Genomic DNA, 26,270 nt, shown 5'->3' with positions numbered 1-26,270 from the left:
TTGGAATGACCCGGCGACTTTATTTCGTTTGTGCCAAGGCCCGGCGCGCAGCTTAGATAAAAAGACGCCCGCCACCGCCGAGTCGAGGATTCATGAGCCGCCCAACCATCAGCCAGTCGATTTCCATCGTCCACCCCATCACCCTCAGCCACGGCAAGAACGCCGAGGTCTGGGACAGCACGGGCAAGCGCTATATCGATTTTGTCGGCGGCATTGGCGTGCTCAACCTCGGCCATTGCCACCCCGGTGTGGTGGACGCGATTCGTGAGCAAGCGACGAAGTTGACCCACTACGCCTTCAACGCCGCGCCCCACGCGCCTTACATCGAACTGATGGAACGCCTCACCGCGTTTATCCCGGTGGACTACCCGGTCAGCGGCATGCTCACCAACAGCGGCGCGGAAGCGGCGGAAAACGCCTTGAAGATCGTGCGCGGCGCCACCGGCCGCACGGCAGTGGTCGCGTTTGACGGCGCCTTTCATGGGCGTACCCTGGCCACCCTGAACCTCAACGGCAAGGTGGCGCCCTACAAGCAAAAGGTCGGCGTGTTACCCGGCCCGGTGTATCACCTGCCCTATCCCAGTGCCGATAACGACGTGACCTGCGCCGAAGCCCTGAAGGCCATGGACCGTCTGTTCAGTGTGGAAATCGACGTCAACGACGTGGCCTGTTTCATCATCGAGCCGGTGCAGGGTGAAGGCGGTTTCCTCGCCCTGGACAGGGAGTTCGCCCAAGCCCTGCGGCGCTTCTGCGATGAGAAAAACATCCTGCTGATTGCCGATGAAATCCAATCGGGCTTCGGCCGTACCGGCCAGCGCTTTGCCTTTTCGCGCCTGGGTATCGAGCCGGACCTGATCCTGCTCGGCAAAAGCATCGCCGGTGGCGTGCCGCTGGGTGCGGTGGTCGGGCGCCAGGCGTTGCTCGACAACCTGCCCAAGGGCGGGCTGGGTGGCACCTACTCCGGCAACCCCATCGCCTGCGCGGCGGCCTTGGCCACCCTGGACGCGATGAGCGATGCCCACCTGAAAACCTGGGGTGCACAGCAGGAAGAAGCCATCGTCAGTCGCTATGCACGCTGGCGGGCGCAAGGCCTGTCGCCCTACCTGGGCCGCCTGACCGGTGTCGGCGCCATGCGCGGCATCGAATTGGCCCACGCCGACGGCACACCCGCCCCACAGCAACTGGCCCAATTGCTGGGCCTGGCGCGGGATGCCGGCTTGCTGCTGATGCCCAGCGGCAAGTCGCGGCATATCATCCGGTTGCTCGCACCGCTGACCATTGAGCCCGCGGTGCTGGAGGAAGGCCTGGATATCCTTGAGGCGTGCCTGCGGCAGTTGACCTAGTAGCGGGCATCCACCGGCTTGCCGCCGTTGGGCCAGTCCTTGACCTTGTCCGGGAAGTCCGGGCGCGGTTGCCCCGAGAAGTACGCCGCCACGTCCACCGCGTCCTGGTCGGACAAACCGCCCTGGCCCAGCGGGAATTTCTCATGGAAGCCGATCGGCATATTGCGTTTGACGAACGCCGCCGCCGTGTAAGTGCGGGCCATGCCGGCGCCGATATTGAACGATTGCTCGCCCCACAGCGGCGGGTAGATCAGCTCACCGTCGGCGCGCGCCAGGCCCTGGCCGTTGTCGCCATGGCACACCGCACATTGCTTGGCGTACACCGCCTGGCCATTGGCCAAGTCTGGCTTGATCGCCGGATCGACCTTGCCCACGCCGCGCCCGGCGACTTTGTCTTCGGGCCGAGTGTTGTTTTTCATCCAGTCGAAGTAGGCAACCATCGCTTGCATATCCGCCGATTGCGGCGCCAGTGGCTTGCCATTCATCGAGCGACGGAAGCAGCCGTTGATGCGCTCTTCCAGGGTCACCACCTTGCCGGCACGCGGCGCGTAGCTGGGGAAGAAGGCCGACACGCCGACAAATGGCGAGCCGTCCGCCACGGTGCCGGCGTTGAGATGGCAACTGGTGCAATTGAGCGCGTTGCCCACGTTGTCCGGCAGCAGCGCCTTGGTTTGCAGGTGCAGGCGCATACCACGCACCACTTGCTCGGCGTTGGGCGCGGCGAGCAGATCGGCCAGGCGCGGGGTTTCGAACGCCGATGAATCGGTGGTGGCCGGGTTGAGTTGGTCGCGCAGTTTTTTCACCTGGGCGGCGCTGATGGGCGTGCCCTCGTTGCCCCAGCGCGTACGCACAAAGCTGAGGATCTCGGCGATCTCCTGATCCGCCAGGCGGGCGAAACCGGGCATGGTGTAGACCCGAGGATGCGCGGCCGTCTGCGCGGTTTCCCAACCGGTGAGGGTGATATGCAGCAGCGACGTCGGGTTGCTGGACGCAATGCTCGGGTTGCCCGCCAGCGGCGGGAACAGGCCTTTGACACCGGCGCCGTCGCTGCGATGGCAGTCGCTGCAGAACTGCATGTAACCCAGGCCGCCACGGCTGGTGAACAGGTCCGCCGGCGGCGCAGCGGGTGCGTGGGCCACGGACGGCATCGGCAGGTCGTCTTTGCCCGGCGGCAGGGATTTGAGGTAGCGGGCGATGGCCGTGAGGTCGTCATCGCTGAAATGCTGGGTACTGTGGTGAATCACATCGGCCATGTTGCCGGCGACCGTGGCAAAGCGATTTTGCCCGGTCTTGAGCAACTGCACGGTGTCTTCCACGGTCCACAGGTTGCGCAGGCTCAAGGCGCGCCAGTGCTCAACGGTTTCACCGGCCAGGTAGTGTTGGCCGCTGCTGCCTTCATCACTCAGGGCTTTTTCCTGGAAGGCGATGCCGCGCGGTGTGTGGCAGGAACCGCAATGGCCCAGCCCCTGGACCAGGTACGCGCCACGGTTGAGCGACTCATCCCGCGCCGGGTCAGGTGCGAACGGTCGTTTATCGACAAAGGCGAAATTCCACAGCGCCAGGCCCCAGCGCTGGTTGAACGGGAAACCCATGTCCGCGTCGAGGTTGGCCTGCTGCACCGGCTCGACGCCTTGCATCAGGTAGGCGTACAGGGCGCGCATGTCGTCTTCGCTCATCTTGGCGTAGGACGGATACGGCATCGCCGGGTACAGGTTCATACCGCTCGGCGTGACGCCTTCGCGCATGACCCGGTCGAACTGCTCGAAGGTGTAGTTGCCGATGCCGGTTTCACGGTCGGGTGTGATGTTGCTGGAAAAGATCGTGCCCATCGGCGTGCTCAGCTCCAGCCCGCCCGCCATCACCTGGCCTTGCTTGGCGGTGTGGCAGGCGATGCAGTCGCCCAGTTGTGCGACGTACTTGCCGTGTTCGATCAGCGGGGTGTCGGCGGGGTTGGCGTGCAGGGGAAGCGCCAGACACAGCGTCGCCCCCAGCATGGCCAGGCGTGCAAGAGAAAGCGCCATCGTGTTAGTCCTTTAATCACCTGGCGTGGGGTGGTCCCCTCGGCGCAGGTCAGTTGTCGTTTTTATGGGTTCATCAGGCTTGGGTGTTGTAACGGATTTACGGGCGGGGGGTTTTGATGTGGGTCAGGGGCAAAACAGTGACAGTGCAGCGCACATGACCGTTCGTAGGATGCGCCTTGAAGACATGTACGCATTTCTGTACGTTTCAGCCATCACGCGAGGAGATACCCATGGAAACGATCAACTACACCCATGCCCGCGCCCATCTGTCAGAAACGATGGATCGCGTTAACGAAGATCACGTCCCCTTGATGGTGACCCGTCAAAAAGGTGAGCCGGTGGTCATGATTTCCCTCTCAGAGTTCAATGCCCTCGAAGAGACGGCCTACCTGCTGCGTTCGCCCAAAAATGCCGAGCGCTTGATCAACTCGGTCAACAGCTTGCGCGCGGGCAAAGCCAAGCCGAGGAGCCTGATTGAGGAATGAAAATACTCTTCACGCCTGAGGGCTGGGACGACTATCTCTGGTTTCAACAAAACGACAAGGCAGGGCTCAAGCGCATAAACCTGCTGATCAAGGCCATCCAGCGAGACCCGTTTGACGGTGTTGGAAAACCTGAACCACTCAAGCACAACCTGAGCGGGTTCTGGTCTCGGCGAATTACGGCAGAGCATCGCCTGGTCTATGGCATAGAGGATGATGAAGTGCAGATCCTGATGTGTCGTTATCACTACTGACTGAAAGTCCCCCGACATTCCTGCAAGGACGCACATGATGCTCGACATCCTCCAAGGCACGCCCCTCTGGGTTTACGCCGTTTACCTGTGGATTTGCTACTACGGCATCAAGGCCTGCCTGGGCGGGCGCGAGAATCGGCGCTCGCTGCTGATCCTGCCGGTGGTGCTGGTGGTGTGGTCGCTGATGTCGCTGGCGCCTTCACTGTTGTCGAGTAGCGCCTGGGCCGGCGGCGCGGTGGTCGGCAGCCTGGTGGGGATGTTGCTGTTCAACGCCAACGGCGCTCGCCTCGACGCCAATGGCGAAACCCTGGTGCTGGCGGGCACCTGGAAGACTCTGCTGATCTCGCAGCTGTTCTTCGCGGTGAAGTATTACTTCGGCTACCAGCAGGCGGTGCATCCGTTGTTGCTGAGCACACCGAGCATGCTGGCGACCATTGGCGCGGTCTCGGGATTTACCGTAGGTCTGTTTTGCGGGCGGGCCATCAAGCTGCAGCGGGCGCTTGCCTCCTTGCGCCGCGATGAGGGCAATGTGCTGCCTTGACCTGATCCCCCCGCGCCTTGAAAATGCGCGACGCTTTTTTGTCTCCCGTTTACTGAAGTAGTGAAATTTCAATGTCTGATTCCCACCACGAAGAATCCGTAGTCGCCTTGCAATCCAAAGCTGAATACGAAAACGCCATCAATCTTTCACAGCATGTGCCCGCCGCCAAGATCATCAGCGAGATGGTGCTGGACGCGTTTCACACCTCCAAGGAAAGCGACCAGATCCGCGAACTGCGCGTGGCCATCCGCCAGGCCCACGACGCCTTTGACGATGATAAAGCCTACGATCTGATGGGCCAGCTCAAGCAACTCAAGGACGCCGAAGCCGCCGACAGCATCGCCCTGGAAGACCTGAGCAGCAAGTTCTCCATCAGCCGCATCCTGTCCAGCTTCAAGGACGACCCCGAGTTCCAGGAGCTGGTCTACGGCCTGGCGTTGAAAGTGCTGAACCAGAGCCACCAGGCCATCAGCAACCCGAGCGCCGGCAAGAGCAAGGCCTCACGCCCGAAGAAAGAAGCCGAAGTGTTTGTGATCAGCAAGGATGGCATCAGCGTCACCCTGCCATTGCGTACACCGCGCTCGAAGCTCAACGTTGACCGCGAGGCGTTTGAATTCCTCGGTTTCAGCTTTGTCGGTGAAGGTGATGAAGCCGAGCTGGAAGTGGAAAGCTTTGTGGATAACACCGGCGCCGAGCAGCCGCTGAGCCGCAAGACAGTGATTGCTGCGTTGCAGCAGCAGAGCGCGTTTGAGGGTTACAGCATCGCGCAGCAGTAAGCTGGGTCACGCCCAACAAAAAGCCCCGCGCTTCGGATGAAGGCGGGGCTTTTTTCGATCAGACGGCGGACAGTCGATCCACCATATCTGGAAACTTCTCGACCAATCGAATCAGGAGTGCCGCCTGGGCATTGGGTTTTGACTTGTCTTGCTCCCAGTTTTTCAGCGTCCCGGGGCTGGTGCGTATGCTCCTGGCGAACACAGATTGCGACATGTGCAGTTTATCCCGCAGCGCCACAATCTCTTGGGCTGACACCTCGGGAGCCGGCTTATCCTCCACGGTGCTTTGCCGAAGAGTGATTTTACCTTCGCGGTGCACTGCCATCTCTTCAACGCCCTGCATCAGCTCTGCAAATAGATCGCGCTTTTTCATGGGGTACCTCGTTTTTTCAGTTCGGCCTCTATGGCCTTTTTAAGTGCCTTCTCTTGGTCGGCAGTCAAATTTTCCAATTCGTCCTTGTTATAGATTGCAAACATCCAGAAGTGACCATCAGTCGTGAGCCAATAGTAAATAACCCGCAAACCGCCACGCTTGCCTTTACCGCGCCTGCCATCAGACCACCTTAGTTTGCGAAACCCTCCCGTACGAGGCATCACATCGCCAGCAAGGGGATTCAACTGCATCTCATTTTGTAGCACCCGATACTCATCGTCCGTCAGGTAATCACTGACGGTGGCAGTAAACGATGAGGTTTCGAAGAAGATCGAGCGCATAGGCAAACTATAGGCAAATTGCCTATAGTTCTACAAACTGAAATTCGGTTTTCTGACGAACTGCCCAACTGTCAGCAAATCAGTTGTGTATTGGCTCAAACAGCCCGCACATCCTGCGCCTCAAACGCCTGCCGAAACCGCTGCATATCCTGCTTGTTCCCCACAGTCACCCGCACCCACTGCGGCCAATTTTTCCACACCCGCCCGACCATCACGCCCTGCTCCGCCAAGCGTTCGATGACCTGCTCGGCCGGCTGCTTCACGTCGATCATGAAGCAGTTGCTCTGGGACACGGTGCAGGTGAAACCACGCCCCTTCAGCCAGGCCACGGTCTCGTCGCGCAGTTGCGCATTGAGCGCCTTGCGCTGGGGCAGCAGCTTGACGTCTTCCAGGCTGGCCTTGGCGCCGAGCAAGGCGGAACCGGCCGGGACGTTGTCGCCGCCGAACACCGCCAGTTGTTCCAGCAACTTAGGATGACCAACCGCCAGGCCAACACGCGCGCCGGCCATGCCATAGATTTTCGAGAAGGTGCGCAGCACCAGCAGGTCGTCGTGGTCCTTGACCCAACTGATCACGCTGGGGGCGTCGGAGAAGTCTATGTAGGCCTCGTCCACCACCAGCACGCTGCCCTCGGGTTTGTTCGCCAGGGCCTGGCGGATCGACTCGGAGGGGGTCATGGTGCCGGTAGGGTTGTTGGGGTTGCACAGGTAGAGCATGCCGGCCTGGGGATCGGCAGTCAGCATCGCCGGCACGTCGTGGGCGTGCTCGGCGTTGAGGTCGATCTCCTTGACCGGCGACTTGCGCGATTCAGCCGCCTGGCGCGGAACCTCATAGGACGGCGTGGCCATCACCAGGCCACGGCTTTCGCTGGTGAACGCCAACACCGCATAACGCAAGGCCGCCATCGAACCGGCAAACACCGCCACTTGGTCCTCGGCAATCCCCTGCTGCTGGGCAAATAATCCGGCCAGCGCGTACATGTGCCCGTAGGGATACAACCCGGCCGTGGCAATGCCGCGCTGCATCGCCTCGCGCGCAGCGCTTGAAGGGCCGTAGGGGCTTTCGTTGTAGTTGAGCCGCACCTTGTCAGACTTTGCCGGTTTCGGCGCGGCCACCGCCCAATCCAGGCGCCCCAACAATGGCAGGGCAGCGCCCACGGCGAGAAGGGACCGACGACTAACGCTGACCATGGGGTAACTCCTTGTAAGGCGGGGGATGGATTCGCACAACTCGTACAGAGGGGTATGACGAGAAAAGCGTAGTCCGATTTAACCGCGCGCCCAAGAAAAAGCCCCGCGCTTCTCTCGAAGGCGGGGCTCTTTCACTGCGTGACCACTCAGTGAGCGTAGGTCAGCAACAGCTCTTTCGGCACTTGGAAATCCAGGGACATCATCACGCTGAGCGCGGTGATGGTGAAGATCGAGAACACGAACAGCTTGCGCGCCCAGACGGTGTCATCCACCGCCTTGTAGCCGGTCCAGGCCATGTACAACCAGTACATGCCCATGGCGGCGGCGACGGCGAGGTAGCTCATGCCGGCGTAGCCACTGAAGGTCAACATCAAGGTCGCCACAAGGAAGGCCAGGATGTACAGCAGGATGTGTTTCTTGGCCACCTGGATGCCACGCTTGACCGGCAGGACCGGAATCGACGCAGCCAGGTAGTCATTGAAGCGGAAGATCGCAATGGCGTAGGAGTGCGGCATCTGCCACAGGCTGAACATCACCAGTAGCGTTAGCGCGGCCATGTCGAAGCTATTGGTTACAGCCACATAACCAATCACCGGCGGCATCGCCCCCGACAGACTGCCCACCAGCGTGCCGTGAACCGACTTGCGCTTGAGGTACAGGCTGTAGAGGCCGACGTAGATGACAAAACCGATCACGGCAAACAGCGCCGCCAGCGGGTTGGCCACCTTGTACAACAACGCCACACCGGCAACACCGAGGACGGTCGCATAGATCAGTGCCAGTTTCAGGGAGATGAGGCCCTGGACCAGCACGCGATTCTTGGTGCGCTCCATCTTGATATCGATGTCACGGTCGATGCAGTTGTTGAACACGCAACCGGAAGCAACCACCAGGGACGTACCGATCATCGCAGCCAGGAAAATGGCCAGATCGACATGTCCCTTGGAGGCCAGGAAGAAACCGCCCGCCACAGAAAGCACGTTACCGAAAATGATCCCCGGTTTGGTGATTTGGATAAAGTGCTTAAGCGACATCGGGTCTTACCTCACTTCGCCATCATGAACGTATGGATGCTGAACATGATCCATATCGACAGGCCAACCAGCAGCAGGATTACCAACCCTGCGAACACGAACGCAATCACGTTATCGCGCTGCTCTTTGGAACGATCCAGGTGCAGGAAGTACACCAGGTGAACCAGAACCTGAATCACCGCGAAGGCCAGCACGATCATCAAGGTGATCGATTTCGGCAGGGTCGGGTACATCACCAGACCAAACGGGATGAGCGTCAGGATTACCGACAGGATGAAGCCGATGGCGTACGACTTAACGCTGCCGTGGCTCGCATCGTGGCTGTCATGGTCATGGGAGTGTGCATTAGCCATTACAGAGTCCCCATCAGGTAAACAACGGTGAAGACGCAGATCCAGACCACGTCCAGGAAGTGCCAGAACAGGCTCAGGCAGCTCAGGCGAGTCTTGTTGGTGTTGGTCAGGCCGTGTTTATTGACCTGATACATCATCACCGCCATCCACAGCAGGCCGGCCGTTACGTGCAGACCGTGGGTGCCTACCAGCGTGAAGAACGCGGACAGGAAGCCACTACGGTGCGGACCGTAGCCTTCGGAGATCAGCAGGTGGAACTCGTTGATCTCCATGCCGATGAAGCCCAGGCCGAACAAGAAGGTCAGGCCCAACCAGCTCAGTACGCCTTTCTTGTTGCCCTTGTAGAAGGCCAACATGGCGAAGCCGTAGGTGATCGAACTGAACAACAGCAAGGCGGTTTCGCCGAGCACGTAAGGCAGTTCGAAGATGTCGTGGCCCGACGGGCCACCCGCTACGTTGTTTACCAGTACCGCGTACACCGCGAAGATCGACGCAAACAAGATGCAGTCGGTCATCAGGTAGAGCCAGAAACCGAAAACGGTCATCGGCCCCGAGTCGTGGTGATGGTCATCGTGCCCATGGTCATCGACATGGGCGTGTCCAGCATTGGTCACTAAGTTCGACATGGTTTAAGCCTGTTCCAACGAGGTTTCAACACGGTTGGCCGGGATCTTCTTCTCGGCTACCAGGCGAGCGTGCTGCTCGGCTTCGATGCGTTCGATCTCTTCGACCGGCACCATGTAGCCTTGATCGTCACGGGCTGCGTGAACGATGAAGTAACCGATAGTGCCAACCAGGCTCGCGATTGCCAGCCACCAGATGTGCCAGATCATCGCGAAACCGAACACGGTCAACAGCGCACCCATCACCACGCCAGTGGCGGTGTTGCTTGGCATGTGGATCGGTTCGTACTTGGCCGGCTTCTGGTACGCAGTACCGTCTTCCTTGGCTTCGGTGAACGCATCAATGGTGTTCGCAGTCGGGATCACGGCGAAGTTGTAGAACGGCGGTGGCGACGAGGTCGACCATTCCAGGGTGTGGCCATTCCATGGGTCACCGGAGTCGCAAGCGTTCTGCTTACGGTCACGGATACTCACGTACAGCTGGATCAGCTGGCAGGCGATACCCACAGCGATCATCACCGCACCGAACATGGCAACGTACAGGTACGGCACCCACTCAGGGTTGGTAGTGGCGTTCAGACGACGGGTCATGCCCATGAAGCCCAGAGCGTAGAGCGGCATGAACGCGACGAAGAAGCCCGAGATCCAGAACCAGAATGCAGCCTTGCCCCAACCTTCGTGCAGCTTGAAGCCGAACGCTTTCGGGAAGTAGAAGCTGAAACCAGCGATGTAACCGAATACCGCACCACCGATGATCACGTTATGGAAGTGCGCGATCACGAACAGGCTGTTGTGCAGGACGAAGTCAGCACCCGGGATAGCCAGCAGTACGCCAGTCATGCCGCCGATGGCGAAGGTCACCATGAAGCCCAGGGTCCACAGAACCTGGCTGGTCATGCGCAGACGACCGTGATAGATGGTGAATAGCCAGTTGAATAGCTTCACCCCCGTCGGGATGGAAATCAGCATCGTCGCCAGGCCGAAGAAGGCGTTGACGCTGGCCCCCGAACCCATGGTGAAGAAGTGGTGCAGCCAAACCATGAAGCCCAGTACAGAGATTGCGCCCGATGCGTAAACCATCGAGTGGTGACCGAACAGGCGCTTGCCGGTAAAGGTCGAGATCACTTCGGAGAAGATACCGAACGCTGGCAGGATCAGGATGTACACCTCAGGGTGACCCCATGCCCAGAACAGGTTCACGTACATCATTGGATTGCCACCAAGTTCATTGGTGAAAATGTGGAAATCCAGGTAACGGTCAAGCGACAGCAGCGCCATGGTGGCGGCCAGGATCGGGAACGAAGCCACGATCAGGACGTTGGCCCAGGTGCAGGTCCAGGTGAAGATCGGCATGTCCATCAGTTTCATGCCAGGGGCGCGCATTTTCAGCACGGTGGCCAGGAAGTTGACCCCCGTCAGCGTCGTCCCGAGTCCTGATAACTGTAGGGCCCAGATGTAGTAGTCCACACCCACGCCAGGGCTGTATTGCAGGCCCGACAATGGCGGATACGCAACCCAACCGGTCTTGGCGAATTCGCCGACGCCCAGGGATACGTTGATCAGCACCACGCCGGAAACCAGCAGCCAGAAGCTCAGGGAGTTCAGGAACGGGTAGGCAACGTCACGCGCGCCGATCTGCAGCGGCACTGCAAGGTTCATCAGGCCGGTGAAGAATGGCATCGCCATGAAGATGATCATGATCACACCGTGGGCGGTGAAGATCTGGTCATAGTGTTCAGGTGGCAGGTAGCCAGGCGAACCCTCGGTGGCCATGGCCAACTGGGTACGCATCATGATGGCGTCGGCAAAGCCGCGCAGCAGCATGACCATGGCCACGATGATGTACATGACACCGATTTTCTTGTGGTCAACCGAAGTCAGCCACTCGGTCCACAGGTAGGTCCACTTCTTGAAATAAGTGATTGCCGCAAACAGCCCCAGACCACCCAGCGCGATCATGGCGATGGTAATCATCACAATCGGCTCGTGGAACGGGATCGCATCCCAACTTAATTTACCAAACATCGTTTACTCCTCTGCCCCAGCAGTTGAATGCGAGCCCGTGTCAGAACCTTCAACCGCGGCCACTTCTTTCTTCTCGTGCTTGACCGGCTTGCCTGGCTTCATACCTTCGTACTTGTCGACGATTTTCTGAAACAGGTCCGGCTCATACGTGGAGTACAGAGCGACTGGGTTGTTCTGGCTTGGTTTGGTCAGGGCGTCGTATTCAGCTTGATCAAGCTGTTTAGGTGCGGCCTTGACTTCGGCTACCCAGGCGTTGAAGTCTTCCTGGCTTGTCGAGATCGCTTTGAATTTCATGCCGGTGAAGCCAGCGCCGCTGTAGTTAGCGGAGATGCCTTCCATTACAGCTTTTTCGTTGGCGATCAGGTGCAGGCGAGTCTGCATGCCTGCCATCGCGTAGATCTGACCGCCCAGGGCTGGGATGAAGAACGAGTTCATCACGGCGTCGGAGGTGATCCGGAAGTTAAGCGGGGTGTTCTCCGGGAACTGGATCTCGTTGACCGTGGCGATACCCAGGTCCGGGTAGATGAACAGCCACTTCCAGTCCAGCGCGACCACTTCGATGTTGATCGGCTTGACGTCGGAGACCAGCGGACGGTACGGGTCCAGCTCGTGGGTCGACTTATAGGTGATGTAACCCAGGGCGATGATGATGAGGACCGGAACCAGCCACACCGCGATTTCAATCTTGGTGGAGTGCGACCACTTCGGAGCGTAGGTCGCGCTGGTGTTCGACGCGCGGTATTTCCAGGCGAAGGCGAAGGTCATGATGATCACAGGGACCACGACCAGCAGCATCAGCAGGGTAGCGGTGATGATCAGGTTTCGTTGATCCAGACCGATCTGTCCTTTTGGGTCCATCAAGGTCCACTTGCAGCCTCCCAGCATTAACAGCATGCCAATCAGCGGCAAAAAGCCTAGTAATCGGGGGTACCTGTTTTTACTCATCTCACGACCTCTAAAGCAGCTTGCGCAATGCAGTTGGGTTTTGATCGCCAACACTTCACCCTGCCAAGGGTTGGCATTTCTCTTCGATTGAATAAGAGCCTGCCCATCACGCCATAACGGCGCGTTTCACGGACCTGCGGTGAGTTCTTATTCGATTTCGTGGTTAAAGGCCTTGTTACAGACCAATTCCATTTGGTGCGGATAGTTGAAAGGCTGCCGGAACCTTGGGGTCGCACAGAGCCGTCCATCTGCCCCTCGACCGCTCCAGTGCTCAAATATTGAACAGCACCGGACATTCAGTGCGGGCGATTGTAGTTAGCTAGCGATGTATAAACCATGTCTTATAAAGAAATAATTTTTATCGATTCCAGCAACAATCCTTCACCAAAACCGCAAAGGTTCGCGATCTTATCGTGTTCGATTCTCAACAAAAACCACAAAAATTGCCGTGTTATTGCGTAATCAGTCACAGCCCTTACGCTCTGTAAGGGCATGCAAAACGCAGCAAAGTCCCCATAAAACAAGGCATTCGGACATCACGCAAAGGCTCGGAAGGCGTGAGCTGCACACCCCTGCCCAAACCACGAACTGACAGCACAAATTGCGCGTTTTAGGCAAATTTAATGGGGCAATCCGCGAGCGGGAAACGTCCTTCGGCAGCTTCCGTGTGACAACATGTCGCACGCTGCGCGCACCCGTAATTGTCCGGCGTCACGCTCCCTTCACAAAACCCTACAAACAAAAACGCCCCGGCCTTCCCTCAGGAAGACCGGGGCGTTTCGCCCGATGGGTTCAGGCCTGGCGTTGACGGTTACGGTAAATGCCCAGGGGCACCAGGATCACGGTCAGCACAAACGCCACCAGCGCCCATTGCGCCAGGGACAGGCCCAGCACCGGTGGATACGGCGTGCTGCAGAAACCATCGACCTGGAAGCCCAGGGGGAACACCTTGGCCAGGGGCAGGTCGTCGACGATCGGTTGCAGCACATCAATGCCGCAACTGACCTGGGGGAAGAACTGGGTGTACACATGATGGCCGGCTGCCGCCACGCCGCCGAGGGCGCTGAGCACCACCAGGCCTTCGAACAGGGTGATCGCCCCTTTACGGCGCATCGCCGCGCCGATGAAAGCGAAGATCGCGATCAGCAGCAACGCATAGCGTTGCAGGATGCACAGCGGGCACGGTGCCTCGCCCAGCACCACCTGCATATAAAGTGCACCGCCGATCAGCGCCAGGCAGATGATGCCCAGCAACACCAGAAAGCGCCGCTCCCTGCCTAAACGCAATTCGTCACTCATCTCAGTTTCCCTTTGTCTGGTCGTGCCAATGGCCGCAAGTTTACACACAGAGAGAGGTTTAAACAGAAGGGGGTTAACAGGAGATTAATCTGGAGAAATGCAGATGCAAATGTGGGAGCGGGCTTGCTCGCGAAGGCGGTGTGTCAGCCAATGCATCAGGTGACTGTTCCACCGCTTTCGCGAGCAAGCCCGCTCCCACATTTTGCACAGTGTGAACCTTCAGGTCTTATTCCAATGCCGCCGCCGGACCAAAGAACTCATACCGGCTCTGCTTCTCCGGCACACCCAACGCCTTGAGGTGGCGCTTGATCGCGCCCATGAAGCCTTTAGGCCCAAGGAAGTAGGCATCGATGTCGCGCTGTTCGGGCAACCACTCAGCCAATTGCTCCTGGCTCAGCAACCCGACCTTATCCGCTGCCGGACTCACGCCATCATCCTCGGCATAGCAATAAAAGCGCTGCAGCTGCGGGTGCTTGGCCGCCAAGGCATCCACCCAATCGCGGAACGCATGCACCCCGCCGTTACGCGCACAGTGGATAAAGTGCACCGGCCGCCCGCTCGCCAGCGCCGCTTCGAGCATCGGCAAGGTTGGCGTGATGCCCACCCCGCCACTAATCAGCACCAACGGTTTGTCGCCAGCGGCCAGGGTGAACTCCCCCGAAGGCGGGAACAGGTCGATGGTCGCGCCAACCGGCACTTGATCGTGCAGGTAGTTGGACACCCGCCCACCGGCTTCGCGCTTGACGCTGATGCGGTACTGCCCGGCATCGCTCAAGGCCGACAGGGAATAGTTGCGGCGCACTTCCTCGCCATCCAGCACCAGCTTCATGCCGATGTACTGCCCCGGCGCCGCCGCCAGGATCGGGCCGTTATCCACAGGCGCAAAGTAGAAGGAAATGATCTCGGCACTCTCTTCCACGCGCTTGACCAGCGTGAACGCCCGCGCACCGCGCCAGCCGCCGGGGGCCTGGGCTTTCTCGTCGTAGATGGCTGTTTCGGCACCGATCAGGATATCCGCCAGTTGGCCATAGGCCGCGCCCCAGGCACTCATCACCTCAGGGGTGGCAATCTCGCTGCCCAGCACTTCGGAGATGGCGCGCAGCAGGCAGGCGCCGACGATCGGGTAATGCTCCGGCAAGATCTGCAAGGCCACGTGCTTATTGATGATCTTCGCCACCAAATCGCCCAACTGATCCAACTGATCAATGTGCCGCGCATACATCAGCACGCCATTGGCCAAGGCGCGAGGCTGGTCACCGCTGGCCTGGTGGGCCTGGTTGAACAGCGGGCGCACCTCGGGGTACTCGGACAGCATCATGCGATAGAAATGGGTGATCAGCGCTTCGCCGCCGCTTTCCAGCAGGGGCACAGTGGATTTGACGATGGCACGGTCTTGGGCACTAAGCATGGCAGACTCCTGGGTCTTTTTACTGATTGCCTTTACCTACTCAGTATTCGTGCCAACTTATAAACCCTTATATTTCAATGACTTGAATAATATGTAGTCAGTATGACTTCCTACACCTTATAGTCACAAGGACTACAAGGAGTCATTATGACTGCGCAATCGCTGCTCACCACCCTGCTGCCTCTGGTCGCCGACCTGTCCCGCGAACTGCCCGAAGGCGAGCGTTACCGCCGCTTGTTGCAAGCCATGCGCGCCCTGCTGCCCTGCGATGCCGCCGCACTGCTGCGCCTGGACGGTGAATGGCTGGTGCCGCTGGCGGTGGACGGGTTGAGCCCCGACACCCTTGGCCGGCGCTTCAAAGTCAACGAGCACCCACGTTTTGAGGTGCTGCTGAGCAGCCCCGGGCCGACGCGCTTCGACAGCGACAGCGAATTGCCTGACCCCTACGACGGCCTGGTCGCCGGCCTGCATGGGCAGCTGGAAGTCCACGACTGCATGGGCTGCCCGCTGTTTGTCGACGACAAGCCGTGGGGCCTGCTGACCCTCGACGCCCTCGACACCGAGCGCTTCGAGCGGGTCGAACTGGACGCCCTGCAAGCCTTCGCCAGCCTCGCCGCCGCCACCGTCAACGTCGCCGAACGGATCGAGCGCCTGACCCTGCGCGCCGAAATCTACCGTGAGGCCAGCGGCCAGCAGCACAAGGAAATGATCGGCCAGAGCAAACCCCACAAGCGCCTGGTGGAAGAGATCAAGCTGGTGGGCGGCAGCGACCTCACCGTGCTGATCACCGGCGAAACCGGGGTGGGCAAAGAGTTGGTGGCCCAGGCGATCCACGCCGCCTCGCCCCGTGCGGACAAACCGCTGATCAGCCTCAACTGCGCGGCCCTGCCGGAAACCCTGGTGGAAAGCGAGCTGTTCGGCCATGTGCGCGGCGCGTTCACCGGTGCGTTGAACGAACGCCGCGGCAAGTTTGAGCTGGCCAACGGCGGCACGCTGTTCCTGGATGAGGTGGGTGAACTGTCCCTGACCGTGCAGGCCAAGCTGCTGCGCGTGCTGCAAAGCGGCCAGTTGCAACGCCTGGGTTCGGACAAGGAGCATCACGTGGACGTGCGCCTGATCGCCGCCACCAACCGTGACCTCGCCGAAGAAGTGCGCAACGGCCGCTACCGCGCCGACTTCTACCACCGCCTCAGCGTATACCCGCTGCAAGTGCCGGCGCTGCGCGAACGCGGGCGGGATGTGTTGCTGCTGGCCGGTTTCTTCCTCGAACAGAACCGCTCACGCATGGGCCTGGGCAGCCTGCGCCTGACCAGCGACGCCCAGGCGGCGCTGCTGGCCTATAACTGGCCGGGCAATGTGCGCGAGTTGGAGCATTTGATCGGCCGCAGCGCGCTGAAAGCCTTGGGCAACTGTCGCGAACGGCCGAAGATTCTCAGCCTCAGCGCCCAGGACCTGGACTTGCCCGACGTCACCGCGCCTGCCATCGAGGCATCGGCCGACGTGATCCCCGCGGTCACCGGCGACCTGCGCCAGGCCACCGAGCACTTTCAGCGCCAGATCATCAGCGCGTGCCTGGAGCGTCACCAGCACAATTGGGCCAGTGCGGCGCGGGAACTCGGCCTGGACCGCGCCAACCTCGGGCGGATGGCCAAGCGCCTCGGTCTCAAATGATGACCCGGTAACTGTGGGAGCTGGCTTGCCTGCGATGGCAGTGTGTCAGCCAGCACATGTGGCATTGACCCACCGCCATCGCAGGCAAGCCAGCTCCCACATTAGATTTGCTGTGCCTTGAGGACCGGGGTAACGGGCTTGGGCTTTCTGAACACCAACACATTCCCCAACATCACCAACACCAACCCCACCAACGCCGGCCCGGTCCATTGATAGCCCTCGGCAAACGCCGACACATTCAGCGCCACCACCGGGAACAACACCGTGCAATATGCCGCACGCTCCGGCCCCATGCGCCCGACCAGGGTCAGGTACGCGGTAAACCCGATCACCGAGCCCGGGATCACCAGGTACCACAACGCGCCGATGTACCGCGCGCTCCAGTCCATCTCGAAGGGAATCCCGCGCACCGCGCAATAGGTCGCCAACATCGCCGCACCATAGGCCATGCCCCAGGCGTTGGTGGTCAATGGCTTGAGCCCGGCCTTCTGTTGCAGGCTCGACAGCATGTTGCCCGCCGAGAAGCACATGGTCCCGAGCAACGCCAAACCCAGGCCCAGTAACGTCTGCGGGCTGGCGGTGTGCCCGGCCAGTTCCGGCCAGAACAGAAAGCCCAGCCCCAGCAAACCCAGGCCGCCGCCCATCAACACGTTGCGCGCCACGCGCTGGCCGAAAAACACCCGGGCGTTCAGCGCGTTCCACAACGTGGCCGTGGAAAACACCACCGCCACCAGGCCGCTGGGGATCCACTGACTGGCCGTCAAGAAGCACATGAAATTCACGCAGAACAAGCACAGGCCCTGGGCCAGGCAGATCAGGTGCCCGCGCCGGCTCATCACCTGCAACTTGCGGCTGAGCAGCAACAACGCAAACAGCACCAGCGCGGCAAGGCCAAAGCGATAGACGATGGACACCGGGATCGCCACCACGCCCAACTGCCATTTGAGGGCAATCCAGGTGGTGCCCCAGATCATCACGGTGAGTAAATACAGGGAAAGGTTCATAGCGGGCTCCATCGATTGAGCCTCAGTGTCGCGCTCATCCCGGGCAAACCTCTTGCAGATTCTTGCGCTTTTGTCGGCCGGCGGGATCACAGCGCCAGCGCCGCGGAGTAGGATGCAAGGCGTCAACGAGTGCTCACCATGCCCGAACTGGAATCCCTGCAAGTCTTCCAAGCCCTTAACCGCTCGCCCAACGCACGCCTTGAAGCCTGCGCCGAGCTCGGTGACGGCTTGTCTGCGGCCTTGTGGAGCAACCATCACGACGCTCAGGATTACCAGGCGCCGAGCCATCACACCTTGTCCTGCTACATCGGCGGTGGCACCGGCACGTTTCGCCGCGACCAGCCGGGCACCAAGGGCGGGCCTGACAAGCTGTGCATCCTGCCGGCCGAACACCAGTCAGCCTGGGTGATCAATGGCGAGATCCGCCTGGCCCACGTGTATTTCAGCCCGGAACAGTTCGCCCTCGGTTGCGTCACCTTGCTCGACCGCGAACCGCGCGCGCTGCAACTGCGCGAAAGCACCTTCCTGGAGGACGCCAGCCAAGCCCGGCGTTTCCACCAGTTGATCGCCCTCAACTGGCACGAACCCGCCGAACGCCTGCTGACCAGCAGCCTGGCCCATGAAATGCTCAGCCACACCCTGCTCAGCCAGGTCGGCGCACGCGACGGGCTGCGGTTGAAAGGCGGGCTGGCGGCGTACCAGCGGCGGTTGTTGGTGGAGTACATCGACCAGCACCTCGAAGACCCCATCAGCCTCGGCCAATTGGCCGGGTTGTGCGCGCTGTCGGAATACCATTTTGCGCGGATGTTCCGCCAAAGCTTCGGCCTGCCGCCCCATCAATACCTGCTGGCGCGCCGTTTGACCCGCGCCCAGGCGCTGCTGCGTGGCGGCGCCCTGCCCCTTGGCGAGATCGCCCTGATGTGCGGTTTTTCCAGCGCCAGCCACTTCACCAGCCGCTTCCGCCAAGCCATGGGCGCCACGCCCGGCGAGTACCGCCAGGCGTTCTGCGCCTAAACCATCAGGCCCAACGTCTTCGCCTTGGCCACCGCTTGTGTGCGCCGCTCCACGCCGAGCTTGCTGTGGATGCGCCGCGCGTGGGTCTTGACCGTGTGCAGGGAGATAAACAGGCGCTCGGCAATTTCCAGGTTGGAGCTGCCCTGGGCGATCAATTGCAGCACTTCCAGTTCGCGCTGGCTCAGGGGGTTTTCCGCCGTGCCGGCGGGCGACACTGGCGCTTCAAGCCCCACGTCACTCAACAACCCCGGCGAGCGCAAACGCAGCTCGCGAATCGCCTGCTGCACCTGGCAACGTGCCGCCAGTTCCAAACCGGCCTGCAACGAACGCCGCGCCTGAGTCGAGTCGCCGAGTTGCCAGGCTACTTCGCCGAGCACCAGGTGCAGTTCGGTTTCCAGGCACAACATGCCGCGCTGTTGGACAGTCGCCAGCAAGGCGCTCAAGCGCTGCAACGGTTGCTCGGCACAACCCAGTTTCACCTCGGCCAGCACCAACAGATATTCCAGGCGCGGTATCAACTCCAACGTCGCCGGCGGCGCCTGCTTGGCCTGCGGCCCACGGAAGTGGCGCAACACCCGGCGCACCGCTTCCACCGTCAACTCGGCGCGGCCCTGCTGCAACCAGAAGTGCCCACTGACCAACAGCAACACCGCGCGATACACCGATTCCGGCACCAGACGCTGCTGCATCAGCCGCTCGGCGTCGCGCAACTGGACAAACGCCTGGGCATAATCACCGCGGTTGGCCGCCAATAGCGCCAGGCCGAGAAAACCGTACAGCACGCGTTTGTCCTGGCTGTGCAGGCACATCGGCAAGCCGGCGCCGAAACACTCGGCGGCCAGCACGTCCTGCCCTTGGCGCAACGCCAGATGCCCACGGCGCAAGGCGATACGCCCCACCAGCGGCCCGGCCTTGAGGCGCTGCTTGAGCAACATCGCCTGCACCCCTTCCAACAGGCTTTGCGCGCGGTAAGGTGCGCCGCGCTGCTCCAGCAACTGAGCGTGATCCAACTCCAGCAACGCCTCCAGCACTAACGAACCGTGGGCGCGGGCCAGGCACAGCGCCTCGCGGCTCAAGGCCTGGGCCACGTCCAGCTCGCCGCGCAGCAAGGCTTGCTGGGTGAGCCCCGACAGGCACATCAGGCGCGACGTCCACGCGCTGTCGGGCAACGCTTGCAAGGCTTCGAGGAAATGCCCGCGCGCGCCATCGGCATCGCCGCGCAGATGCAGCAACCAGCCCCACTGCGCCTGCCAGCGCCCCAGCAGATACGCCTGTTGCGCCGCCGTGGGTTGCGGCGCAAAACGCGCCAATTGATCGATGCACTGCGCCGCCTGGTCGAAGCGCCCGGCAAACAGCAAGGCCGCCGTGACCAAGCCGACCAATTGCGCCGAACCGAGCATCAATTCATCGCCATGTTGTTCATGCAGGCGCAACAGCAGCACGGCGTTTTGCTGGCGAAACAGGTCCTCGAAGCTGAAGTGCTGCAACAGGCTCACCGCCACCTCGTACTCTTCGGCCAGCAACGCTTGTTCGAACGCTGCTTGCCAGTCCTCTTCGGCGGTGAACCACTGGCACGCGCGCCGGTGCCAGGAGCGCTTGGCCGGCCAGGGCTCATCGCGCAGCAAGTGCGCCAGGGGCGGGAACACTTGCAGCCAGTCGGCGGCGTCTTCCCACGGCTGGATGTAGGCGCCAAGGGCCTGCAAATCATGCAGGTACTGATCGCCGTCGCCAAAACCGAACAGGTGCTCGCACAAGCCGGCGTTGAAACGCGGCAGATGGGCAAGCACACGCCAGGCCTCGACGAGTTCGGCGGGCAAGGTGCTGAACAGTTCGTGTTGCAGGTAATCAAGCAGGGTCTTGTCCGGGTGCCCGTCGCCGAGCAAGGCGATGCGCACACCGGCGCACCAGCCGGCGCTGAACTGCATGACACTGTCCACGCTGTGCCCGGGGCTCAACAGCAGCTGGATTTCCGCGCCGTTGAACGCCAACTCGCTGCTGCTGCACTCCAGCAACTCATCGTCGAGCAGCAAACGCGGCCAGTTGCAGATCGGCCGCCGACGGGCGCCGAGCCACCAGCTCAACGCCGGGCTGCTGGCCGTGAGCAGGCGGTCAAGCAACGCATCCAACTCGGGCGCGGGCAGGCGGCTGAAATCATCCAGGAACAACCACGCCGGGGCCTGCCAACGAGCGAGGTCGAGCAGCAGCGTGGCTTCATCGGTAAACGGCAGGCCCAGATTCAGGGCCAGGCGCTGGCATAGTTCCAGCGGGCTGAGGGTGATGCCATTGAGCGGCAGCCAATACACCGGGCAACCGTTGGGCGCCTGCAAGGCGCACTCGGCCAGCAACGCGCTCTTGCCGCTGCCGCCGGGGGCGCAGAGCAGCTTGACCCGGGCCTGCGCCGCCAACAACGGCGCGGCCAGGCGCGGGCGCAGCAGATGGTGGGCGGACAGCCGGGGCATGAATCCAGGACGGTCCAGGCAGCGTGTCATGGCGGTCATTGCTGCATCCTGCTTTTTTATTGTTATGCAACCTGATGCGTACCCTAGTCCTGTGGTTGGCGGTTGTTGAAGAAAGATTCAGCGGCGTGATTGGTGACCATAAAACTCAAGGTGTACACAACCCAATGTGGGAGCTGGCTTGCCTGCGATGCAGACACCTCGGTTTGTCAGTTGCACCGAGGTGATGCTATCGCAGGCAAGCCAGCTCCCACATAAAGCGGCTCCCACAAGGTTGTGGCGTTGAACGTCAAAGCATCAGCGTACGCCTTCAGCCCTCAATGCTGCCGGGGTGTAGTCCGCCGCCTTGGCATTGAAACCAAACACAAAGCTGCTCTTCTCCTCGTTCTTCATGCCCAGCGCGATGTAGCGCCCGGCGATGATGTCGTACAGGGTTTCCACGGTGTAGGCCGGGGTCTGGTGGTTGTAGTAGAACTGCGCGTGGCCCTCAGCGACCCGCCACAGTTGGCCACGGCCGTCGTAGTGATCCACCAGCGCCACTTGCCAGCTGTCTTCGTCGATGTACATGTGGCGCTTGGCGTAGATGTGCCGCTCACTCGGCTTGACCGTGCCGACCACTTCCCACACGCGGTGCAGTTCGTAGCGGGTCAGGTCCTGGTTGATATGGCCGGCCTTGATGATGTCGTCGTACTTGAGGGTCGGTTGATCGAGCTTGTAGCTGTTGTAGGGGATGTACATCTCCTTCTTGCCCACGAGTTTCCAGTCATAGCGGTCGGGGGCGCCGGAGAACATGTCGAAGTTGTCGGACGTACGCAGGCCGTCGGACGCGGTGCCCGGCCCGTCATACGCCACTTGCGGCGCACGGCGTACGCGGCGTTGGCCGGCGTTGTAGATCCACGCCAGGCGCGGTTCCTTCACCTGGTCGAGGGTTTCGTGCACCAGCAGCACGTTGCCCGCCAGGCGCGCGGGCGCGGTCACCGATTGCTTGAAGAAGGTCAGCACGTTGGCCGCCTTGGCCGGGTCCATGTCCGGGATCAGTTGCGGCACCGCCACTTCTTCTTCGAAGCGGATCGGCGTGTAGCTGCCGTTGGTCTGTGGCGTCGCCTGGGTGATGATGCGGCGCAGATTGCCGCCGTGGTAGCGGGTGATGTGGTTCCACAGCACTTCCACGCCATTTTTCGGAATCGGGAAGGCGTAGTAGCGGTTGCCGGTGAAGTTCTCCAGGCCGTTGCCGTCGTTGATCGGCTTGACGTTCAGCGCGCTGCGCTTGATCGACTCGTAGATGTCCGCCGGCAGGTTGACCGTACGATGGGTGGTGTACACCGGGATCTTGTAGGTCTCGGGGTAGCGCTTGAACATCGCCACCTGGCCTTCGGAGAGCTTGTCCTTGTACTTGTCGACGGTGGCAGCGGTGATCACGAACAGGGGTTTTTCATTGGCGAATGGGTCGGCGAGAAAGCCTTTGTTGTCCACCGCGCCGGCGTTTTTGGGGATTCCACCGGTCCAGGCCGGGATCGAGCCGTCGGCGTTGCCGGCTTTTTCGGCGCCCACCGGGGTGAGGCTGGTGCCGAGCTTGTCAGCCTCTTGCGGCGATACGGCGGCCATGACATGGGCCGCCAGCAAACTCAGAGCCAATACAGCAAGTGTCTTACGCATGGAGTCTTGTCCTTCTTTTAGCCAGATCAGAAGTTCACGCCGAAGCTGAGGGCGAGGAAGTCACGGTCGGTGAGGGTGTTGTAGTCGCCGCCGAAAAAGTCGGTGTAGCTCAGGCTGGCGGTGTAGGTGCTGCGGTAATCCGCATCCACGCCGACGCTGATGGCCTTGGCGCCTTTGTTGAACAGGCCGTTGGGGCCGTAGCCGGCGACGTCATGGGACCACGACAGGTTGGGCTTGAGGTTCACCCCGAAGATCGCGTTGTTGTAGTCGAGGATCGCCCGGGCGCGGTAGCCCCAGGAGTTGGCCGTGACAAAACCGTCGGTGTCACCCTGGAACCCGTAGGCGCCGTAGACCGAGTCGCGGCCGTAACGCAGCTTGGATTTGTCTTCCAGCCCGGCGACGTGGACGAAGGCCGCTTCACCGACCAACGTCAGGCGTTCGGCGCCCAGCACCTGGTCGAAGAATTGGGTCATGGTGCTCTGGATCTGGGTGATTTCCTTGCGGCGGTAGCCTTTGTTGTCGTCGCCGAAGTTGCTGCGGATCGGCGAGGCCAGTTGGCCGGCGACCGGGTTGATCAGGGCCAGGGTCAAGTCGGTGGTGTTGAGCTGCACCGGGGCATTCGGGCGGTAGCTGATTTCACCGGTCCACGCCGTGCCGGTGGGCAAGGTGGTGGAGAAACTGGCGCCGAACAGGCGGATGTTTTCCGGGTAGTCGAGGTAATACTGGCCACGGCCGAGCATCAAGCTCTGGACCAGCCCTGAGCCGGTGCCGGGCGCGATGCCGTTGGCTGCGCCAGAGATCGCGCCGAGCCTGGCCAGGCTGGTGTTGTTGGTGATGGTGCCCACGGTCGGCGTGCGGCTGTGGTAGTTCATGAAGTACAGGCCGTACTCGGTGTCGTCCCCCAGCCAGCGCAAGGCTGCGCCGAACTGGCCGCCGTCACGGGCTTCGCGGTCCCGGGCGCGCTGCACGATCACCCCTTCACGGGTCACTTGAAAACCCTGCCCGAACGCAGCGGCCACCGGTTGCAACGGTGCAATCGCCGGGTTGCCCACGGTGTAGTTGCCGTTGCAACCATGAGCCGCGACGTCGCCACCAAAGAAGGTGCCGCAGTTATCCAGCACGGTGTTTTGCCAGTTCAACTGGTAGAAGCCTTCCACTGTCAGTTGGTTGGTCAGGCTCTGGGAGCCGAACAGCATGTTCACCGGGATCAGCCCTTCCTTGATCTCCGCGCCGGGGCGGCGGAAGGCCGACACGTCGATGGGGTTGATGCTGTTGATGGAGTTACCGATAAAGGTGCTCTCGCCCCAACTGACCACCTGCTTGCCCAGGCGCACGTTGCCCGGTTGGTCGCCAATGGAATAGTTGTGATAGACGAAGGCATCCAGCAGTTGGTAGCCGGATGAGCGCGCGCCTTCGTCGCGGTGGTGGTTGCTGATCTGTTTGAATTCGCGGTCTTCGTCCTGCAGCTCGAAGTCGTACCAGTACTTGCCGCGGACAAACATGCCGCTGTCGCCGTACTTGAGCTCCAGGTCGTGCAGGCCCTTGAAGATCTTGGAGAAGGTTTCGCCCTTCTTGAAGTTCAGTCGTCCATCATCCCCGGTAGACGCTTGCCCGGTGCCGCCATTGACGGTGCCCACCAGCTTTTTATCGGCATCGCGCATGCCCCAACTCGCGCCGACCGACAGCGAGGAGTCGAATTGCCCTTCGATCTCGCCAATGTTGAATGAAACAGCCTGCGCCTGCGCACAGCAACCCAGTGCAACCGCAGCGGCCAGCGCCTGAGGCGTGAAGATGGCGCGCATTGTTGTTTTTGTCATGCGTCTTCCCCGGTGAGTGACAGAAGGCCTCACCCTACTGCCGCGCATCAGGAGCGATAAGCGCACCAAGGAGGGATTCGTGTTGTCGCTCGAAAGGATGAGCAGCCGTGCTGGCAGCAGGTTTGGGCGGGGGTATGGACCGAATGGATGGCGGCTTATCAGGCCAATGGATGGCGCGCCTGGCGACTGTTGCCGTATCGGTAACAGTCCTTGTCCTGAAGCGCTATTACTCATTTTGTTACAACCGACTATTCTTAGCGCGCTCTCAGGGCAAACCGCCCGCTTCCGCAACCGGAAGAACAGCCAGACTCAGCTGGATTGATGCCTGTTTTCAATCTGTTACCGGTGTTCACTGACGTGGATTTGTTGCTCCTTGATCCAACGTCTTACTTCGGCCGCTGCCTATGCAGCGGCCTTTTTTATGCCCGGAATAAAACGGGGCGCCCTCAGCGCCCCGCACGATTCACTGTTGTTCAAGCAACGATCAAAGGCTGTACTTCTGCAAGTTGGCCATCATTTCCTTCAGGGCTTCGATGTTGTCCTTGGGGTGGGCGGCGCCTTCGAAGTCGCAGATCTGCTGCCAATGCGCGGCCACGTCGTCGGGCGAGAAGCCGGCTTCCGGGTCAAACCCCACCCCGAGGCTGCGCTCCCAGCGGGTCTTGCCGATCCAGCCGCCGCCCACTTCGAACAGGCCGGCGGTTTCCTCGCACGCCGCGCTGCCCAGGTACACCACCAGCGGGCTGACCAGCTCCGGCTTGAGGCGCTCGAACACCTGCGGCGGGATCAGGCCTTCGGTCATGCGCGTGCCGCCCGTGGGGGCGATGGCGTTGACCAGGATGTTGTTCTTGCGCCCTTCCAGCGCCAGGGTGCGGGTCAAGCCATACAGGCCGAGCTTGGCCATGCCGTAGTTGGACTGGCCGAAGTTGCCGTAGATGCCCGAGGTGGAGGCGGTGAAGATCACCCGGCCGTAGCCTTGCTCGCGCATATGCGGCCAGGCGGCGCGGGTGACTTTGTAGGCGCCTTCGACATGCACCCGGTAAACCAGGTCCCAGTCGCTGTCGTCCATTTTGTGGAAGGTCTTGTCGCGCAGGATCCCGGCGTTGTTGACCACCACGTCGATGCGACCGAACACTTCCAGCGCGTGCTGCACGATCTTGTCACCGTCGGTGACGGAGTCATGGTTGGCTTCGGCAATACCGCCAGCGGCGCGGATTTCGGCGACCACGCGGTCGGCCGCCGAGGAATTGGCGCCTTCGCCCTGGGTCGAGCCGCCCAAGTCATTGACCAGCACCTTGGCTCCGTGCCGGGCGAACAACAGCGCATGGGCCCGGCCCAACCCGCCGCCGGCACCGGTGACGATCACGACCTTATCCTGGAACTGCACTGACTCACTCATACCGAACTCCGCTGGCGACAATGGGAATGGGTTGAGTGTCAGGCACGGGGGCTTTGGTCACAATAAAGTCAGCCAGGGCTGAATGGTGCGCGATAAGGCTGGGGGATGATGGCTCCGCCTATGTGATCGTTCCCACGCTCTGCGTGGGAATGCATCTCTGGACGCTCTGCGTCAGCTCTTGAAGGCGTGACGCGGAGCGTCACCGGCGGCATTCCCACGCAGAGCGTGGGAACGATCAAGTTGAACTG

Annotated in this window: 23 protein-coding genes and 1 pseudogene; 8 read left to right on the top strand and 16 right to left on the bottom strand. The window is 61.1% G+C overall.

Features of this window, described 5'->3' with window-relative positions; genetic code table 11:
* The first annotated feature begins 92 nt into the window (after positions 1 to 92).
* Positions 93 to 1,343, top strand: a complete 1,251-nt coding sequence (locus J1G37_RS10845; RefSeq protein ID WP_207041631.1) for an aspartate aminotransferase family protein — start codon at positions 93 to 95, stop codon at positions 1,341 to 1,343.
* Here J1G37_RS10845 and J1G37_RS10840 read toward each other — a convergent pair.
* Positions 1,340 to 3,364 (bottom strand): c-type cytochrome, encoded by a 2,025-nt coding sequence (locus J1G37_RS10840; protein WP_207041629.1) that lies wholly within the window; start codon positions 3,362 to 3,364, stop codon positions 1,340 to 1,342. The genes J1G37_RS10845 and J1G37_RS10840 overlap by 4 nt on opposite strands.
* 230 nt (positions 3,365 to 3,594) lie before the next feature.
* Here J1G37_RS10840 and J1G37_RS10835 point away from each other — a divergent pair, with 230 nt between their 5' ends.
* The 4 genes from J1G37_RS10835 to J1G37_RS10820 all read left to right on the top strand — a co-directional run bounded on the left by J1G37_RS10835 (position 3,595) and on the right by J1G37_RS10820 (position 5,417).
* A complete protein-coding gene (locus tag J1G37_RS10835) occupies positions 3,595 to 3,849 on the top strand; it encodes a type II toxin-antitoxin system prevent-host-death family antitoxin (RefSeq protein WP_207041627.1) in 255 nt (84 codons plus the stop codon).
* A complete protein-coding gene (locus tag J1G37_RS10830) occupies positions 3,846 to 4,100 on the top strand; it encodes a Txe/YoeB family addiction module toxin (protein WP_135309690.1) in 255 nt (84 codons plus the stop codon). The genes J1G37_RS10835 and J1G37_RS10830 overlap by 4 nt, the downstream gene beginning before the upstream one ends.
* A 37-nt stretch (positions 4,101 to 4,137) precedes the next feature.
* Entirely contained in the window at positions 4,138 to 4,641 is a 504-nt protein-coding gene (locus J1G37_RS10825; protein WP_207041625.1) for a hypothetical protein, read from the top strand.
* 71 nt (positions 4,642 to 4,712) lie between these two features.
* On the top strand, positions 4,713 to 5,417 hold the full coding sequence (locus J1G37_RS10820; protein WP_017734783.1) for a hypothetical protein: 705 nt from the start codon (positions 4,713 to 4,715) through the stop codon (positions 5,415 to 5,417).
* Positions 5,418 to 5,475: 58 nt separating this feature from the next.
* Here J1G37_RS10820 and J1G37_RS10815 read toward each other — a convergent pair whose 3' ends face one another.
* From J1G37_RS10815 to cyoA, 8 genes are all read right to left on the bottom strand, one after another.
* Positions 5,476 to 5,790 carry a helix-turn-helix domain-containing protein gene (locus tag J1G37_RS10815; RefSeq protein WP_207041623.1) on the bottom strand — a complete coding sequence of 105 codons (315 nt, stop codon included), beginning with the start codon at positions 5,788 to 5,790 and terminating at the stop codon, positions 5,476 to 5,478.
* On the bottom strand, positions 5,787 to 6,131 hold the full coding sequence (locus J1G37_RS10810; RefSeq protein WP_207041622.1) for a toxin: 345 nt from the start codon (positions 6,129 to 6,131) through the stop codon (positions 5,787 to 5,789). The genes J1G37_RS10815 and J1G37_RS10810 overlap by 4 nt, the downstream gene beginning before the upstream one ends.
* 95 nt (positions 6,132 to 6,226) lie before the next feature.
* Entirely contained in the window at positions 6,227 to 7,321 is a 1,095-nt protein-coding gene (locus J1G37_RS10805) for a pyridoxal phosphate-dependent aminotransferase (protein ID WP_207041621.1), read from the bottom strand.
* Positions 7,322 to 7,467: 146 nt separating this feature from the next.
* Positions 7,468 to 8,355, bottom strand: coding sequence for a heme o synthase (gene cyoE / locus J1G37_RS10800; RefSeq protein WP_003194050.1), 888 nt, complete (start codon positions 8,353 to 8,355; stop codon positions 7,468 to 7,470).
* An 11-nt stretch (positions 8,356 to 8,366) separates the two neighbouring features.
* On the bottom strand, positions 8,367 to 8,708 hold the full coding sequence (cyoD, locus tag J1G37_RS10795; RefSeq protein WP_010206434.1) for a cytochrome o ubiquinol oxidase subunit IV: 342 nt from the start codon (positions 8,706 to 8,708) through the stop codon (positions 8,367 to 8,369).
* Positions 8,708 to 9,334: a cytochrome o ubiquinol oxidase subunit III gene (locus J1G37_RS10790; protein WP_017734786.1), complete on the bottom strand. Its 627-nt coding sequence runs from the start codon at positions 9,332 to 9,334 to the stop codon at positions 8,708 to 8,710. The genes cyoD and J1G37_RS10790 overlap by 1 nt, the downstream gene beginning before the upstream one ends.
* Before the next feature lie 3 nt (positions 9,335 to 9,337).
* Positions 9,338 to 11,356: a cytochrome o ubiquinol oxidase subunit I gene (cyoB, locus tag J1G37_RS10785; RefSeq protein WP_207041620.1), complete on the bottom strand. Its 2,019-nt coding sequence runs from the start codon at positions 11,354 to 11,356 to the stop codon at positions 9,338 to 9,340.
* A gap of 3 nt (positions 11,357 to 11,359) precedes the next feature.
* Positions 11,360 to 12,301 carry a ubiquinol oxidase subunit II gene (gene cyoA / locus J1G37_RS10780; protein WP_026136523.1) on the bottom strand — a complete coding sequence of 314 codons (942 nt, stop codon included), beginning with the start codon at positions 12,299 to 12,301 and terminating at the stop codon, positions 11,360 to 11,362.
* Between the two features lie 27 nt (positions 12,302 to 12,328).
* On the opposite strand from cyoA, the pseudogene J1G37_RS29175 reads away from it, so the two are divergent.
* Positions 12,329 to 12,620 (top strand): annotated as a pseudogene (locus J1G37_RS29175) (hypothetical protein).
* A 473-nt stretch (positions 12,621 to 13,093) separates the two neighbouring features.
* Here J1G37_RS29175 and J1G37_RS10775 read toward each other — a convergent pair.
* Both J1G37_RS10775 and hmpA read right to left on the bottom strand, forming a co-directional pair.
* The gene (locus J1G37_RS10775; RefSeq protein ID WP_124526437.1) at positions 13,094 to 13,600 is read right to left on the bottom strand and encodes a disulfide bond formation protein B; all 507 of its coding nucleotides are present in this window, start codon (positions 13,598 to 13,600) and stop codon (positions 13,094 to 13,096) included.
* A 226-nt stretch (positions 13,601 to 13,826) separates the two neighbouring features.
* Positions 13,827 to 15,008, bottom strand: coding sequence for an NO-inducible flavohemoprotein (gene hmpA, locus J1G37_RS10770; protein ID WP_207041619.1), 1,182 nt, complete (start codon positions 15,006 to 15,008; stop codon positions 13,827 to 13,829).
* Positions 15,009 to 15,155: 147 nt separating this feature from the next.
* On the opposite strand from hmpA, the gene norR reads away from it, so the two are divergent.
* Positions 15,156 to 16,679, top strand: a complete 1,524-nt coding sequence (norR, locus tag J1G37_RS10765; RefSeq protein ID WP_207041618.1) for a nitric oxide reductase transcriptional regulator NorR — start codon at positions 15,156 to 15,158, stop codon at positions 16,677 to 16,679.
* 101 nt (positions 16,680 to 16,780) lie between these two features.
* On the opposite strand, the gene J1G37_RS10760 is transcribed toward norR, so the two are convergent.
* Positions 16,781 to 17,683: a DMT family transporter gene (locus J1G37_RS10760; protein ID WP_207041617.1), complete on the bottom strand. Its 903-nt coding sequence runs from the start codon at positions 17,681 to 17,683 to the stop codon at positions 16,781 to 16,783.
* 138 nt (positions 17,684 to 17,821) lie between these two features.
* Here J1G37_RS10760 and J1G37_RS10755 point away from each other — a divergent pair, with 138 nt between their 5' ends.
* Positions 17,822 to 18,697, top strand: coding sequence for an AraC family transcriptional regulator (locus tag J1G37_RS10755; protein WP_207041616.1), 876 nt, complete (start codon positions 17,822 to 17,824; stop codon positions 18,695 to 18,697).
* Here the strand turns inward: J1G37_RS10755 and J1G37_RS10750 are convergent.
* The 4 genes from J1G37_RS10750 to J1G37_RS10735 form a co-directional block, all read right to left on the bottom strand.
* The gene (locus tag J1G37_RS10750) at positions 18,694 to 21,195 is read right to left on the bottom strand and encodes a LuxR C-terminal-related transcriptional regulator (protein WP_207041615.1); all 2,502 of its coding nucleotides are present in this window, start codon (positions 21,193 to 21,195) and stop codon (positions 18,694 to 18,696) included. The genes J1G37_RS10755 and J1G37_RS10750 overlap by 4 nt on opposite strands.
* A 255-nt stretch (positions 21,196 to 21,450) precedes the next feature.
* Positions 21,451 to 22,809, bottom strand: a complete 1,359-nt coding sequence (locus J1G37_RS10745; RefSeq protein WP_207041613.1) for a DUF1329 domain-containing protein — start codon at positions 22,807 to 22,809, stop codon at positions 21,451 to 21,453.
* Between the two features lie 26 nt (positions 22,810 to 22,835).
* A complete protein-coding gene (locus tag J1G37_RS10740; RefSeq protein WP_207041612.1) occupies positions 22,836 to 24,626 on the bottom strand; it encodes a DUF1302 domain-containing protein in 1,791 nt (596 codons plus the stop codon).
* A 484-nt stretch (positions 24,627 to 25,110) separates the two neighbouring features.
* On the bottom strand, positions 25,111 to 26,022 hold the full coding sequence (locus J1G37_RS10735) for an SDR family oxidoreductase (RefSeq protein ID WP_207041610.1): 912 nt from the start codon (positions 26,020 to 26,022) through the stop codon (positions 25,111 to 25,113).
* Between the last annotated feature and the right edge of the window lie 248 nt (positions 26,023 to 26,270).

It is taken from the genome of Pseudomonas sp. Marseille-Q1929 (assembly GCF_017316265.1).
Classification (GTDB): domain Bacteria; phylum Pseudomonadota; class Gammaproteobacteria; order Pseudomonadales; family Pseudomonadaceae; genus Aquipseudomonas.
The sequence above is the reverse complement of the archived record's forward strand: the minus strand, read 5'-3'. Positions and strand labels throughout refer to the sequence as shown.